At 42.4% G+C, this 15,258-nt stretch carries 15 protein-coding genes; 14 read left to right on the plus strand and 1 reads right to left on the minus strand.

All coding sequences use genetic code 11. The features are described from left to right. Positions 1-153 precede the first annotated feature (153 nt). Entirely contained in the window at positions 154-1,332 is a 1,179-nt protein-coding gene (locus tag AB4153_RS08725; protein WP_371997071.1) for a CNNM domain-containing protein, read from the minus strand. Between the two features lie 169 nt (positions 1,333-1,501). On the opposite strand from AB4153_RS08725, the gene AB4153_RS08730 reads away from it, so the two are divergent. The 14 genes from AB4153_RS08730 to AB4153_RS08795 all read left to right on the plus strand — a co-directional run bounded on the left by AB4153_RS08730 (position 1,502) and on the right by AB4153_RS08795 (position 15,225). Further along, a complete protein-coding gene (locus AB4153_RS08730) occupies positions 1,502-2,623 on the plus strand; it encodes a bifunctional tRNA (adenosine(37)-C2)-methyltransferase TrmG/ribosomal RNA large subunit methyltransferase RlmN (protein ID WP_102528865.1) in 1,122 nt (373 codons plus the stop codon). Between the two features lie 35 nt (positions 2,624-2,658). After that, positions 2,659-3,441, plus strand: a complete 783-nt coding sequence (gene pilW, locus AB4153_RS08735; protein ID WP_102528864.1) for a type IV pilus biogenesis/stability protein PilW — start codon at positions 2,659-2,661, stop codon at positions 3,439-3,441. Beyond that, positions 3,441-4,427 carry a RodZ domain-containing protein gene (locus AB4153_RS08740; protein ID WP_371997073.1) on the plus strand — a complete coding sequence of 329 codons (987 nt, stop codon included), beginning with the start codon at positions 3,441-3,443 and terminating at the stop codon, positions 4,425-4,427. The genes pilW and AB4153_RS08740 overlap by 1 nt, the downstream gene beginning before the upstream one ends. Positions 4,428-4,465: 38 nt before the next feature. After that, a complete protein-coding gene (ispG, locus tag AB4153_RS08745) occupies positions 4,466-5,581 on the plus strand; it encodes a flavodoxin-dependent (E)-4-hydroxy-3-methylbut-2-enyl-diphosphate synthase (protein WP_102528862.1) in 1,116 nt (371 codons plus the stop codon). 160 nt (positions 5,582-5,741) lie between these two features. Beyond that, positions 5,742-7,016 carry a histidine--tRNA ligase gene (hisS, locus tag AB4153_RS08750; protein WP_102528861.1) on the plus strand — a complete coding sequence of 425 codons (1,275 nt, stop codon included), beginning with the start codon at positions 5,742-5,744 and terminating at the stop codon, positions 7,014-7,016. Between the two features lie 49 nt (positions 7,017-7,065). Beyond that, complete coding sequence (locus AB4153_RS08755) at positions 7,066-7,686, plus strand: tetratricopeptide repeat protein (RefSeq protein ID WP_102528860.1); 621 nt, start codon at positions 7,066-7,068, stop codon at positions 7,684-7,686. A gap of 12 nt (positions 7,687-7,698) precedes the next feature. Beyond that, positions 7,699-8,886: an outer membrane protein assembly factor BamB gene (gene bamB / locus AB4153_RS08760; RefSeq protein WP_102528859.1), complete on the plus strand. Its 1,188-nt coding sequence runs from the start codon at positions 7,699-7,701 to the stop codon at positions 8,884-8,886. 79 nt (positions 8,887-8,965) lie between these two features. Next, positions 8,966-10,432: a ribosome biogenesis GTPase Der gene (gene der, locus AB4153_RS08765; RefSeq protein WP_371997075.1), complete on the plus strand. Its 1,467-nt coding sequence runs from the start codon at positions 8,966-8,968 to the stop codon at positions 10,430-10,432. A 242-nt stretch (positions 10,433-10,674) separates the two neighbouring features. Then, a complete protein-coding gene (locus tag AB4153_RS08770; protein ID WP_371997076.1) occupies positions 10,675-11,241 on the plus strand; it encodes a cytochrome b/b6 domain-containing protein in 567 nt (188 codons plus the stop codon). A 245-nt stretch (positions 11,242-11,486) separates the two neighbouring features. Continuing rightward, positions 11,487-11,966 carry a TlpA family protein disulfide reductase gene (locus AB4153_RS08775; RefSeq protein WP_371997077.1) on the plus strand — a complete coding sequence of 160 codons (480 nt, stop codon included), beginning with the start codon at positions 11,487-11,489 and terminating at the stop codon, positions 11,964-11,966. A gap of 4 nt (positions 11,967-11,970) precedes the next feature. After that, a complete protein-coding gene (locus tag AB4153_RS08780) occupies positions 11,971-12,210 on the plus strand; it encodes a DUF4266 domain-containing protein (protein ID WP_102440587.1) in 240 nt (79 codons plus the stop codon). After that, complete coding sequence (locus AB4153_RS08785; RefSeq protein ID WP_102528855.1) at positions 12,201-13,511, plus strand: DUF3570 domain-containing protein; 1,311 nt, start codon at positions 12,201-12,203, stop codon at positions 13,509-13,511. The genes AB4153_RS08780 and AB4153_RS08785 overlap by 10 nt, the downstream gene beginning before the upstream one ends. A gap of 153 nt (positions 13,512-13,664) precedes the next feature. Continuing rightward, a complete protein-coding gene (locus AB4153_RS08790; RefSeq protein ID WP_371997099.1) occupies positions 13,665-14,492 on the plus strand; it encodes an FAD:protein FMN transferase in 828 nt (275 codons plus the stop codon). Between the two features lie 73 nt (positions 14,493-14,565). Beyond that, a complete protein-coding gene (locus AB4153_RS08795; RefSeq protein WP_371997079.1) occupies positions 14,566-15,225 on the plus strand; it encodes a response regulator transcription factor in 660 nt (219 codons plus the stop codon). Positions 15,226-15,258: the final 33 nt, after the last annotated feature.

Consider the following 15,258-nt stretch of genomic DNA (forward strand, 5'->3'; position numbering starts at 1 on the left):
TTGTAGGAGTCCCTTGCTAGGTTACAAACTCGACTCTGTTCGTTTTCACCTGTGATGTACGCAGTAAAGATATTTTTTGGTCAAAAAAGGGAGCAATGCTCCCTTTATATTTGAATCAATGTTTGTATAAAAGCCATTTTATGTCGTGTTTATTTACAGCTTTTTATCACTCGATTTTTTATCTCTAGTAAGTGGTTCACTGACTGGCTTGACAAGAGGCTTCTTGTTTTGTTGAGCACCTTGTTTGGCTTGTTCAGCGACCATCGTATCTTGTTTAGAGAACTCACCATCATCAGACAATACAATGCCTTTATGCTTCATGCGAGTGCTCCATAACTTACGAGCTAATTGTTGCATATCAGTGACGGGGTCATTGGAGTCGACAATCTCCAAGCCTAGTAAGGATTCAACAATATCTTCTAAGGTAACAATACCTTCACCAGAACCATATTCATCAACAATCATGGCAATTTTGGTATTGCGCTTAATCATTAATTCGAAAATCGGTAATATCTTAGCCGTCTCAGGTATCACTAGCAGGTTCTTTTTCAATACACCGATAGATTCCTTAGGCGTATATCGTTCTGCTTGAATGATATTATTACGGTTAACGTAGCCGATAATATTATCTGGGTCATCCTGATATACCGGAATTCGGGTAAAAGGCTTAGCTAAGAATTGCGTGACAAATTCACCTTGAGATAAATGTATCGGTAATTTGAACATCACAGTTCTTGGGGTCATGATTGCAGATACTGGCATTTCTTTCACTGACAGCATTTGCGTTAAAATCGCAGATTCTTGCTTGTCTAGCTCACCTGATTGGCGGCCAATTTCTGCCATCGCACTCATTTCTTGACGGATATATTGTCCTTCGTCGCCTTTACCCATTAACTTTGTCACTTGTGATGACATCCAAATTAACGGTTTAGTGGCTCTTTCCATCCACACTAAAATGAGCGAAACCGGAGAGGCTAAAGAGCGCCAATAGTTTGCACCTAATGTTTTCGGAATAATTTCAGAAAAGAATAAAATCAAGAAGGTAAGCACACCAGAGAATACGCCGAGCATTTCATCACCAAAAACTTTTGCTGCCTGTGCGCCTGCTACTGCAGCGCCGACGGTGTGAGCTATGGTGTTTAATGTCAGAATAGAAACCAGTGGTGATTCCACATTTTGTTTCTGTTTATCAAGCCGTTTTGCAGCTTTTGGATTAGTTTTTGCCAAGTTGGCAATGTAACTAGGGGTAACAGACAGTAATACCGCTTCAAAAACACTACAAAGAAATGAGATTGCAATGGCGATAAATACTATAATGATAAGAGTTATCATAAAGGTGGAATTACACCTCCATATGGCAGACCAATATTAGTCCACGGAAATTTTAGCACAGTCGTGAAAGTATCAAAGCTTTAATGCAGTGACACTGGCGAAATTTTGTAAGGATCTGTATAATTCGCCGCCCGCTAGCAGGTTTTAGGTTTTTTTGAGGTTAGACAACATGAGTGAAAAAAAGATCAATTTATTGGATCTTGATCGAAAGGCAATGAGAGCGTTATTCACCGAAATGGGCGAAAAACCGTTCCGTGCTGATCAATTGATGAAATGGCTTTATCACTTTGGTGTTAGCGACTTCGAAGAAATGAACAACATTAACAAAGCATTACGCGCTAAATTATCGCGTAAGTGTGAAGTGGTCGCGCCAGAAATTGCCAGTTTCCAAAAGTCAGATGATGGCACGATTAAGTTCGCTATTAATGTAGGCCAAGGCCAAGAAGTTGAAACGGTTTATATACCTGAAGAAGACAGAGCGACTTTGTGTGTATCATCGCAAGTAGGCTGTGCACTAGAATGTACTTTCTGTTCAACAGGTCAGCAAGGCTTCAACCGTAACTTGACCGTGGCTGAAATCATCGGCCAAGTTTGGCGTGTATCAGAATTTTTAGGTTTCCATAAAGATACCGGTGATCGTCCTATCACTAACGTTGTGATGATGGGCATGGGTGAGCCGTTATTGAATTTAGCCAACGTCATCCCTGCGATGGACATCATGCTGGATGATTTTGGTTTTAGCTTATCAAAACGCCGGGTAACATTATCAACTTCAGGTGTGGTACCCGCGCTTGATAAGTTAGGTGATGCGATAGATGTTGCACTTGCAGTAAGTATTCATGCACCAAATGATGAATTGCGTGATGTGTTAGTGCCAGTGAATAAGAAGTACCCATTAGAAGAGTTTCTTGCGGGTATTCGTCGCTACTTAACCAAGTCAAATGCCAACCGTGGTCGCGTGACCGTAGAATATGTCATGCTAGATCATATCAACGACAGCACAGACCAAGCACATGAGCTGGCTAAGTTGATGAAAGATACACCGTGTAAAATTAACTTAATTCCATTTAACCCTTACCCTGGGTCACCATATGGTCGTTCTTCTAATTCTAGGATTGACCGTTTCTCGAAAGTATTGATGGAATATGGGTTAACCGTAATTGTACGTAAGACTCGCGGAGACGATATTGATGCTGCTTGCGGTCAATTAGCGGGTGATATTCGTGACCGAACTAAACGTATGGCGAAAAAACGCATGCAAGAAAGTGCTATTTCGGTCACAATGGATTAACTCTTTGTTTGTATAGATTAATAGGCGTAAGAAGTATGCACGGATTGCCGAAGTTTTTATTTATTGTTGCCTTATCATTACCTTTAGTGGGTTGTGTTACAGAAAGAACGTATAGTGGTACAGATATTCCAGTTTCTGAAAGGACATTGGATAAAACTTCAGCTGCGAAAGAAAGAATGCAGCTTGGTTTGACCTATTTAAAACGTGGCAACATGGAACAGGCAAAGTTTAATTTGAATCGTGCAGTTGATTATGCACCGCAATTAAGCGCAGTGCATACCGCTATGGCTTATTACTATCAAACCGTTGATGATGTAGTACGCGCAGAAGAATCTTATCGCAAAGCCATTAACACCAGCGATGCTACGGGTGATGCGATGAACAACTTTGGCGTGTTTTTATGTCAACAAGATAAATTCAGTCAAGCCGAAGTCATGTTTAAAAATGCGATTGAAGCAAAAGAATATACCCGCACCGCATCAAGCTATGAAAATTTAGGTGTGTGCAGTCTTTCTGCTGGTGAACCTGAAAAGGCTAAGCAGTACTTTGAAAGTGCATTGCGTTACGATCCAAGAAGACAATCTACATTGATGGAGCTGATTGATTTAGCTATCGCAGAAAGTGATTATGATGCGGCTAAAACCAATTTACAGCGGTTTCATCGTGTGGCGCAGCAAACGCCTGAAAGTTTAGCTTTAGGAATTAAAATATCGCGTGAGTTAGCAGATGATGAAGCGCTTCAACGCTATGGCATTACGTTAATCGCCAAATATCCTGCTTCAGAACAAGCGAAAGAATACAGGGCTACTTTGCATTAATGACAAATAATAAAAACGAAAACACCCATACAGATGGGAATGATGCTGACCAAATTGACTTACTAGAAGAAGTCTCAACCGCTGGGATGCTGTTACGGACAGCGCGTGAAGCAAAAGGCTTATCAGTTGAAGCCGTAGCAACACAGCTACATTTACGTCCTGGCATCATTGAAGATATTGAAAACGATAACTTTGATAATATTGCATCGGCAACTTATGCGCGCGGCTATGCAAAAAATTATGCCAAATACGTTGAGGCAGATGCTAATGCTTTGCAGCAATGTCTTGCCCAACAATTACCGGACGAAACAGCGGCAATGCAAAGTTTTTCTCGTAAGACGACTCGTGAAGCTCGTGATAGTCGTTTAACGATAGTAACTTACTTAATCATTTTCGCATTACTCGCACTGTTAGTGGTTTGGTGGGTACAAAAAGATTCATTACTCAGTGGGATTGATTTATCAAAACCTACCGCTGAAGAAGTTGCTGCGGCAAGTGTCACTGAGGTAAATCAAACTGAAGATTTATTAGAGCCAGAAATTGACCCTAAACTGGCTTATGTGGAACCGTCAGCGAATGAATCTGATATAGAGAACAATATTCAAGCTTTGACAACCTCCTTGGATAATGCGCAAGACAATGTCGACGAGACTTTGCAATCTGCCAGTGCATTAACTTCTGACGCAGCAACTGAGCTTACCAATGAACCTGTAGTTTCAAATGAAACAGATGCACTAGCTGCAAATGATGCATTGAGCATGAGTTTTACAGCTGATTGTTGGGTTAACGTGGTTGATGCAACTGGTAAAACACTGGTTGATGGCGTTAAAGGTTCAAGCAGAATTGTTGAAGCTAAAGGCGTTGCACCGTTCAAGCTTATTTTAGGTGCCCCGCAAGTTGTAACGATTAAATTTAATGGCGAAGACATCAGTTTAGCTGATTTCTCCGAAGGCCGTGTGGCTAGGTTAACCTTACCTAGAGTGTAATGTTAATTGTAATTAAGTAAGCAGTAGAGCAACAGATTATGTATAACGAATCTCCTATTATTCGCCGCCCTTCAAGCCGTATTTATGTTGGCGATGTTCCTATCGGTGATGGTGCGCCTATCGCAGTTCAGTCGATGACGAACACCAAAACGACTGACGTTGAAGCGACTGTGGCACAAATTCGTGCACTTGAAAAAGTAGGTGCAGACATTGTTCGTGTCTCAGTTCCTACAATGGATGCAGCTGAAGCATTTAAGTTGATTAAACAAAGTGTCAATGTTCCGCTTGTTGCAGACATTCACTTTGATTACCGAATCGCACTAAAAGTGGCTGAATATGGGGTTGATTGTTTACGTATTAACCCTGGCAATATCGGTAATGAAGAACGCATTCGTAACGTTGTGGAATGTGCGCGTGATAAAAACATTCCAATTCGCATAGGGGTAAACGGTGGTTCATTAGAAAAAGATCTAATGGATAAATACCATGAGCCGACACCTGAAGCTTTACTTGAATCAGCAATGCGCCATGTGGATATTTTAGACCGTCTTAATTTTGACCAGTTTAAAGTCAGCGTAAAAGCCTCTGATGTGTTTTTAGCGGTTGAGTCATATCGTTTACTGGCCAAACAAATCAAGCAACCATTGCATTTAGGCATAACCGAAGCGGGCGGAGCGCGTGCGGGTTCGGTTAAATCTGCAGTTGGTTTAGGCATGTTACTGGCTGAAGGTATTGGTGATACTTTACGTATTTCGTTAGCAGCGGATCCTGTTGAAGAAATTAAAGTGGGCTTTGATATCTTAAAGTCGCTACGTATCAGAAGCCGTGGTATTAACTTCATTGCGTGTCCATCATGTTCTCGTCAAGAGTTTGATGTGATCAACACTGTTAATGCACTTGAAATGCGCCTTGAAGACATTACCACAGCAATGGATGTTTCTATCATTGGCTGTGTGGTAAATGGCCCTGGTGAAGCACTAGTTTCAGATATTGGTTTAACCGGTAGCCATGGTAAAAGTGGTTATTATGATGACGGGAAACGTCAAAAAGAGCGCTTTGATAACAATGATTTAGTGGATTCGTTAGAAGCTAAGATTCGTGCGAAAGCAGCGATAATGCAAAACAGAATCGATATTAAAGACGCAACAGAATAAGTTTGTTTTAGACAACAATTACACCTTACCAGCGATGGTAGGTGTTTTTTTGTGTAAGGCATGTAGATTAATTTAAGTCCTCGGTCATCGATTTTAAATCGAACAAAACGATTTTATTTTGAACACGATACGACGGCGAGTTAACACAAGTAGGCAAAACGTGGCTAAACAGATCCAAGCAATTCGCGGAATGAATGACATTCTGCCAACGCAAAGCCCATTATGGCAAAAAGTAGAATCGGTTATCCGTTCTACTGTGAGCGCATACGGCTATAGCGAAATTCGTACTCCGATTGTTGAATCAACCGATCTTTTCAAACGTTCAATTGGTGAAGTGACCGATATCGTTGAAAAAGAAATGTACACCTTTGCAGATCGTAACGAAGACAGCTTAACCTTACGTCCAGAAGGTACAGCTTCTACCGTACGTGCTGGTAATGAGCATGGCTTACTTTATAACCAAGAGCAGCGTTTATGGTACATGGGCCCTATGTTCCGCCATGAACGTCCTCAAAAAGGTCGTTACCGTCAATTCCACCAGTTTGGTGTTGAAGTGTACGGCATTCCAAGTGCAGATATTGACGCTGAAGTATTAATGCTTTCAGCGCGTCTTTGGGAATCATTTGGGATTACTGAACACGTTAAGTTAGAGCTAAATACGTTAGGCGATCCAGCTGAGCGCGCGGCCTACCGTGATGCACTGATTGCGTTTCTTGAGCAACATAAAGAACAATTAGATGAAGACTCACAGCGCCGTATGTATTCAAATCCGCTGCGTGTATTAGATTCAAAATCACCACAAGTTCAAGCTTTGTTAGCCGATGCGCCAGCATTGATGGAGTACTTAGGTGAAGAGTCGAAAACACATTTTTCAACCTTATGTGAACTCTTAGACGCTGTTGGAATCCAATACACAGTTAATCCTCGCCTTGTTCGTGGATTAGATTACTATAACCGCACTGTTTTCGAGTGGGTGACGGATAGCTTAGGCTCTCAAGGCACTGTTTTAGCAGGTGGTCGTTATGATGGACTCGTCGGCCAATTAGGCGGTAAAGATACGCCAGCAGTTGGTTTTGCAATGGGTCTTGAACGTATTGTATTACTGCTAGAAACCCTTGAACTAAACAAAGATGTTGCCCCAGTTGTTGACGTTTATGTCACAGCAATGGGTGAAAACTGTTTAGTTGAAGCAATTAAAATTGCACAAGAGTTGCGTCAAAGCCTGCCACAGCTTAAAGTCATGAGTCATTGTGGTGGCGGTAACTTTAAAAAGCAGATGAAGCGTGCTGATAAAAGTGGTGCTGAGTATGCATTAATCATTGGTGAGAACGAAATTGAGAACCAACAGGTTGCAGTTAAGCCATTGAGAAATAAGAACGAACAACTTTTGGTTGCCCGAGACGATTTGGCGACCACGATTAAATCATTATTTTAATATTAGCTGATAGCTAATAAACAGAACTGAATAGAAAGGGGAAGTGCGCGTGGATATTTATAGCACAGAAGAACAACAAGTAGATGCTATTAAGCAGTTCTGGAAAGATTACGGCAGCTCAATCATTGTAGGTGCGGTAGTAGGTCTAGGTGGATTATACGGTTGGAATTACTATTCTGACGTAAAAATTGAAAATGCTGAAGCAGCGTCTGAAGCATTCCAAAGCATTACTGCTAATAGTACAGACAGCACAGCTGTGATGGCTGCAGTAAGCGACTTTGGTCAGCAACATGATCAACAAGGTTATCAAGCATTGCTTGAACTAATGTCTGCTAAAGCGGCTGTTGAAGCTGGTGAGCTAGATAAAGCTGAAGCAGCCTTCACTAAAATTATTGCAGCTAACCCAGGTGCTTCACTAGCATCTTTAGCAACGATACGTTTATCACGTGTTCAAGCTGAGCAAGGTAACTTAGGCACTGCATTAGCAACTTTAGAACAAGTGAATGATGAAGCGTTCAATGCGCAACGTGACGAGTTAAAAGGCGACTTCTTAGTGCGTCAAGGCGACATGGATAAAGCAAGATCTGCTTATCAAGCAGCGGTAGATAATGGCGGCACGTTATCAAGCCCTGCTCTACAAATGAAGCTAGACAATTTAAACAAGGCATAAGGAATTAGCCGAATGAAGTCTTTATGCAAAACCTTGCTAGCTGCGGGCTTAAGTGTCGCTATGCTATCTGCTTGTTCTTCAAGCGATAATGAAGAAGAAGTTGTAACAGAACTAACTGAAATCCAAGCAACAGTATTTCCTGAGGTAAATTGGGAAGTCAGCGTAGGCAATGGTGTGGGTGATTACTACTCACAACTTAAACCTGCTGTTTTTTATGGTCACGTCTATGTGGCTGATCGTAACGGTACTGTTATCGCGTACGATCAAGAAACTGGCAAGGTCGCTTGGCGTAAAGATTTAGCGTCAGAATTTAAAGATACTGCGCTAGCTAATACCAGACAAGCCCGTATTGCTGCAGGCGTAACCGTTGGCCGTAATAAAGTCTTTATTGGTGGCGAGTCAGGATTGCTTGTAGCGCTTGATGCTAAAACCGGTGAAACGGCTTGGCATGCTATTGCAAGCGGCGAATTATTATCATTGCCAACAGTGTCTGAAGATTCAGTCGCTGTGCATACCAGTGATGGTAACTTTGAGTCATTTTCAATTGAAGATGGCAGCAAGTTATGGACTCATGAAATGCAACTGCCAAACCTAACCCTTCGCGGTACAGGTTCAGCGGCATATGACTCAGGCGGTTTCTTCTTAGGGACTGCTGATGGTAAAATATCAGTTATTGTTAAAAATAACGGTCAAGTGGCTTGGGAACAAGCTGTGTTTACTCCAACTGGTGGTAACGAGTTTACTCGTATGGCTGATGTGGATATGACACCGTTAATTTTGGGCGATAATTTATACGCGGTAAGTTACAATGGTAACTTGGTGTCAATGGAGCTTAGAACGGGTCGTGTTGTTTGGACACGTAAGTACTCAAGCTTTAATGAACTCGCCGCAGCAGGGGTTGGACTTTATGTCGTTGATGACCATAGTCGTATTTACTCAGTAGATAGACGAAATGGTTTAGAACTTTGGAGTAATACTACGTTAACAAACCGTGGTTTAACTTCTCCTGCAGTTATTGGTTCTTATATTGTTGTAGGTGACTTTGAAGGTTATCTGCACTTTATCGATCGCAGCACTGGCGAAGTCGCTGGTCGAGTTGAGGTTGATAGTGATGGTTTATTCTCGCAGCCGGTAGTGGCTGGAGACAAAGTTTATGTGCAAGGTCGCAGCGGGAAGCTAGCTACTGTAATCCTGCCATAAATTAACCAGTAAACCTTATTAGAGCCCCTGGAAGTGTGTTCCGGGGGCTTTTTATTTAAAAGTTTTTAGAGGCAAAATCATGATCCCTGTAGTGGCCCTGGTGGGGCGACCTAATGTTGGTAAGTCAACTTTATTCAACCGTCTTACTCGCACAAGAGATGCGCTTGTCGCCGATTTTCCTGGTTTAACACGTGACCGTAAATATGGTCGTGCGTTTTTATCTGGTTACGAATTTATTGTGGTTGATACTGGTGGTATCGATGGCACTGAAGAAGGGATCGAAACCAAAATGGCTGAACAGTCGCTTGCTGCGATTGAAGAAGCTGATGTCGTATTATTCTTAACTGATGCGCGCGCAGGTCTTACTTCTGCTGACTTAGCGATTTCAGAACATTTACGTAGCCGTGATAAAACCACCTTTGTTGTTGCCAACAAAGTTGATGGTATTGACGCTGATTCAGCTTGCGCTGAGTTTTGGTCGCTGGGTTTAGGTGAAGTTTATCAAATGGCAGCTGCGCAAGGCCGCGGCGTGACCAATATGATTGAATATTCACTGGCTCCTTATGCTGAAGCGATGGGGATTACTCGTCAAGATGCTGATGAAGACGGTGAAGAAGTTCGTGAATACACCGAAGAAGAAGCCGAAGCGGAGCAAGAGCGTCTACAAAACTTACCGATTAAACTTGCGATTATTGGCAAGCCTAACGTGGGTAAATCAACACTGACTAACCGTATTTTAGGTGAAGAGCGTGTGGTTGTTTATGATGCACCAGGTACGACTCGTGACAGTATTTACATTCCAATGGAACGTGAAGGTCGTCAATACGTATTAATCGATACTGCTGGTGTTCGTCGCCGTGCAAAAGTACATGAAGTTATCGAGAAGTTCTCGGTGATTAAAACGTTGAAAGCGGTTGAAGATTCTAACGTAGTATTGCTAGTGATTGATGCGCAAGATGGTATCTCTGAGCAAGATTTAGGCTTATTAGGTTTTGCATTGAATGCGGGCCGCGCAATCGTCATTGCTGTGAATAAATGGGATGGCCTTGACCAGTCATTTAAAGAAAGTGTTAAGAGTGAATTAGATCGCCGTTTAGGCTTTATTGATTTCGCCCGTATTCACTTTATTTCAGCATTACACGGAACTGGTGTTGGTCACTTGTACGAATCTATTGAAGAAGCGTATGACAGTGCGACACGTCGTGTGAGTACGTCAATGCTGACCCGCATTATGCAAATGTCACAAGACGATCATCAGCCACCATTAGTACATGGTCGCCGTGTGAAGCTTAAGTATGCCCATGCTGGTGGTTATAACCCACCAATCGTTGTCGTGCATGGTAATCAGGTAAGTAAGTTACCTGATTCATACAAGCGCTACATGATGAACTACTTCCGTCGTTCATTGAAAGTTGTGGGTACCCCAATTCAAATCCGCTTTCAAGAGGGAGCTAATCCATTTGAAGGCCGCCATGAAAAGCTAACCATTAGTCAAGAGCGTCGCCGTAAACGCGCAATGAGCCACATTAATAGCCGCAAAAAATAAATTATTTTCTGTGAGTTAAGCAAAACCTGAATGACTGCAAAGTGATTCAGGTTTTTTTATGTCTCTGATTTACTGGTGTTTGAACTGAGGAGTTTGAACTGAGGAGTTTGAACTGAGGAGTTTGAACCGAGGTTATTGACAGTTATTGGTTTGGTAAGGTGAAACTTGAAATGATCTAGCATAAGCGAATGTTAAGTTTTACCACTTATAGTCATAATTCACTTTCAATCACTGAGGTTTTTATGAGTACTCGCCGCCATTTTCCTGCTATCCATCGTCTTTTGCATTGGGGGCTTGCGCTGTCAATGTTGGTGATGCTGTTAACCATCTTACTGCGTTTAGGCTGGATGGAAAAAAATCATATGGCTGAGATGATCCAGCAAGGATTATTGCAGCTTGATTTACTTATCAGTGATAAACAAGCCGTCATTATTGCTAAAAGCATTCGTAATGTGATGTTTAAGTGGCATCTTTATTTTGGCTATGCGGTGGCTTTTTTTGTGTCGCTGCGGTTTATCTACATGGCAAAATGCGGCTTACAATACCCTAGCGCACTCAGTAAACAGGCTAGCGGCCGTGAAAAATTTCAAGCTCTGATATATTGGTTATTTTATCTGGGTATTGGGTTATCGGTCAGCACAGGTTTGTTGATTGAATTTGGCCCAGAGTCCATTGAACACCAAGCTGAAACCGTGCATAAACTTGCCTTATGGTATTTTATCCCGTTTATCAGTTTGCATTTAGCCGGGATATTATTGGCAGAATTTACTCACGATAAAGGCTTAGTCTCGAGAATTATCGGCGGATAAATCAATCGCAGGTTATCAAGCATCACAGCATTAGCCATAGTGCTGTGATGAATCAAACATAGTTTTGTCTATTCATCCCTATCATCGTCATCCATACACCTCTTGCATTAACACTCTGTTAAACTTATTCGTCATAATGCTTAATAAAACCTTAAGATTGAAGGTTTAACTTGGATTATATTGAATCACTTACAAGTTAGTCATCAATGACTCCTGAAAAAATAATATTAACAAAGCGAGACCCCATGAAGCGATCATTACTAGCGAGTTTGTTACTCACATTGGCCTTTAGCAGCCCATTATTTGCCGCGCCCTCACTTGATCATACTGTACTCACCAAAGAGGGCACTGAAACCAGCTTGCAAGAGTTTGCTGGCAAAGTGGTGTATGTAGATTTTTGGGCCTCTTGGTGCGGTCCATGTCGAAAGTCTTTTCCTTGGATGAACCAGATGCAGGCCAAATACCAGCAGCAAGGCTTTGAAGTGGTTGCTATCAATCTGGATGTTGATACTGAGTTAGCCCATGAGTTTCTCACTAAAATCCCCGCTAATTTCAATTTGCGCTTTAATCCAGAAGGGGATGTGGCAAGGGAGTTTGATTTACCTGGTATGCCAAGTAGCTATTTATTTAACCGCCAAGGTGAATTAGTTCAGCGTCATGTTGGTTTTTTTGACAAGAATAAGCCTGCTTACGAGCAAGAAATTCAACTGTTGTTAAAGGAGTAAAACGATGAAAAAATCGAGTTTTAAGCAATATATTAAGCTGTTATTGGCCTTGTCGATTATCAGCAGTTTAGCGGGCTGTTCGAGTTTAGGTGTAGAGCCGTGGGAGAAGGATCAATTTGCCCGCGCTGATATGGCACTTAATAATGAAAAGTTAGATTTAGCATTGGATGACCATATTTACTTCAGTAAAGAAGGCACCAGTGGCGGACGCTCATTAGCTGGCGGAGGTTGTGGATGCAACTAACTTCGAAACTAACGCCGAAACAAAGCATCGCTAGCGCTTTGGCCATGGCTAGCTGCAGTTTGTTGTCACAACAAGCCAACGCACAAGAGCCGGTACCGGCAAATGATGATTGGAAGGTCGATGCCGCCATTATGTATTACGGTGAGCAAGATCGTGTACAAGCCGTTGAAGCTATTGGTAATGTGCAAAAAGCCTTTGGCGAAGATTCGCTGCTAGATATGAAAATCGTTGTCGACAGCTTAACCGGCGCTTCAGCCTCTGGCGCTGTAGCACAATCCATCAGCCAAACCTTTACTCGACCTTCAGGTAAGGGAGAGTATACGGTCGCCCCAGGTGAAACGCCCCTTGATGATACGTTCCAAGATACCCGGGTGCAGTTAAGTGCCAATTGGCAGGAAATTTTAAATCCTGACTGGACGGTTAACTTAGGTGTTTATGGTTCTAAAGAATATGATTATTTATCATTAGGCTTAAATGCGGGGGTGGAGCGCAGTTTTAACAAAAACAACACCACCCTTGCCTTATCGGGTGCCTATACGAATGATACTGTTGATCCTGTGGGCGGACGTCCTGTGGCGTTATCAGAAATGGTATTTCGCGGTGATTATGATGGTGATGATGCCTTTCAAGCTGCATTTGACGCCACTCGATTAGACGGTGATGACACCAAGCAAACCGCTGATGTCATGCTAGGTGTGACCCAAATCTTGAATCGTAACTGGTTAATGCAAGCCAACTACGGTTTTTCAAGTGTGTCGGGCTATATGACCGATCCCTATAAAATTCTCAGTATGGTCGATGGTAACGGTGAGTCCCATGGTTATCGCTATGAAAACCGCCCAGACTCGCGCACTAAGCACAGTGTTTTCTTGTTAGCAAAAGGCGCATTGGACTCAGGGGTGATTGATTTCTCTTATCGCTACAATACTGATGACTGGGATATTCAAGCGCACACTTTAGAAACCCATTATCGCTATTACTTTACCCCAAGCTTATATGGCCAGCTGCATTTGCGTTATTACCAGCAGCAAGCTGCTGAGTTTTATCAGCCATTTTTGCGCACAGAAGCTGCATTACCTGAGTATGCCAGTGCGGATTATCGCATTGGTGACATGTCAGCTTATACCGTAGGGCTTAAGTTTGGCCATCGCTTATCTGGCGGCCATGAACTTAGCTATCGTATTGAGTATTATCAGCAAAACCCTGAAAACAACGGCACAGATATCCCTGGTGAGTTAAATAATCAGGATTTATTTCCATCGGTGAAAGCAATCGTAGCTCAAATAAGCTATTCGTTTTAAATAAATAGTCTTAAGATAAATAAACGCAAAACATCAGAGTTATTGAAATTGTTAAATAAAGCCGCTGTTACATCACAAGCCGCTACATCTAAGGCCCCACAGGTCGCGACGCTTACACGTCGCCCTTGGGGCTTTTTAGGTTCATTTAGCGCCATGGCAAGTCCATGTGAAATGTTAATGCGACTAGATGATGAGCGCATTGCCCAGCAGATGTTAAATATCGCTGTGGCTGAAGCCAAACGAGTAGAGAGTAAATATAGCCGTTTTTTACAAGGTAATATTGTTTGGCAACTCAACAATGCCCAAGGGCAGGCGGTTAACATTGATGCTGAAACGGCGCATTTACTGCAATTTGCCCAGCAATGTTATCAATTAAGTGACGGCGCTTTTGATATCAGCGCAGGTCCTTTAATGAAGTTGTGGCGCTTTGATGGTAGTCATCAAGTGCCACCAGCTAGTGCGATTAAATCGGCATTAAAGCTAGTGGATTTTAGCGCCATTGATTTTACTGACAGCAAATTGACTATGCCTGCAGCAATGAGTTTAGATTTTGGTGGCATAGGCAAAGAGTATGCGGTGGATAGTACAGCGCAATTACTCAGCAAGCGTTGGCCTGATATCTCTGTGTTAGTTAATTTTGGCGGCGATATTGCCTGTCCCATCCTTAACCCCAATGGCTGGCAAGTGGGGATTGAAAACCCGCAGCAATTGGATAATGCCGCGGCGCTGTTAACCATACGCCAAGGCGCATTAGCCACTAGCGGCACCACTCGGCGCTACATTGAAGTGGATCAAAAACGCTATGGCCACATTATTAATCCTCGAACAGGTTATCCTGTGGAGCAAGCGCCGCTTTCAGTGACGGTATTAGGGCCAAATAGCGTAACCGCGGGAATGTTATCGACCATGGCAATGTTAAAAGGCGCAGCTGCTGAAGCCTTTTTGAGTGGGCAAGGTGTTGACTTCAAAGTGTTTAGATAAGCTTAAATCGCGCTTTAATTGCTATAAAAGCAATACATAAGAACAATATATAAGAACAATAAAGGAATAACCGATGCGGGTATTGTTAGTAGAAGACAATCAGTTATTAGCACAAGGCGTGGTTTTGAGTTTGGCTAAAGAAGGGATCCAAGTGGATCACTTATGTTCTTATAACCAAGCATTAGCGGCGCTGGATAATGAAGATTTTAGCGCCATTATTCTTGATTTAGGTTTGCCTGATGGCAATGGCGAAGATTTATTAAAGCACTGGCGTAAAGCGGGAGTATCTTTGCCGATTATTGTGCTTACAGCCAATACGGATTTTGATACTCGCTTAAACTGTTTAGACATTGGCGCAGATGATTATCTCAGTAAACCGTTTGATGTGCGGGAATTAGTTGCAAGACTGCGAGCGATTGTTCGCCGCCAACACGGCTTAGATAACAATCAATTTAGTTTCGGCGCATTGACCATCGATTTCAGTTGTTGTGAAGTGCATTTTCGAGAGCAATTAATCAATCTGCCACGGCGGGAATATCAATTGTTATTGGAGTTTGCCCAAACAGCAGGGCGAGTACTAACCCGCAGCCAGCTTGAGCAATTAACCTATGGTTGGGATGAAGTCGGCAGTAATTCCATTGAAGTGCATATTCATCATTTACGTAAAAAAATGGCCCCAGAACTGATTAAAACTGTTAGAGGCATTGGCTATATTTTAGCTGAAATTCAATAAGCATTAATGGTCAGTAGATCATAAAAGGATATT

The organism is Shewanella sp. 10N.286.52.E4, from assembly GCF_041468785.1.
In the GTDB taxonomy this organism is placed as follows: domain Bacteria; phylum Pseudomonadota; class Gammaproteobacteria; order Enterobacterales; family Shewanellaceae; genus Shewanella; species Shewanella electrodiphila.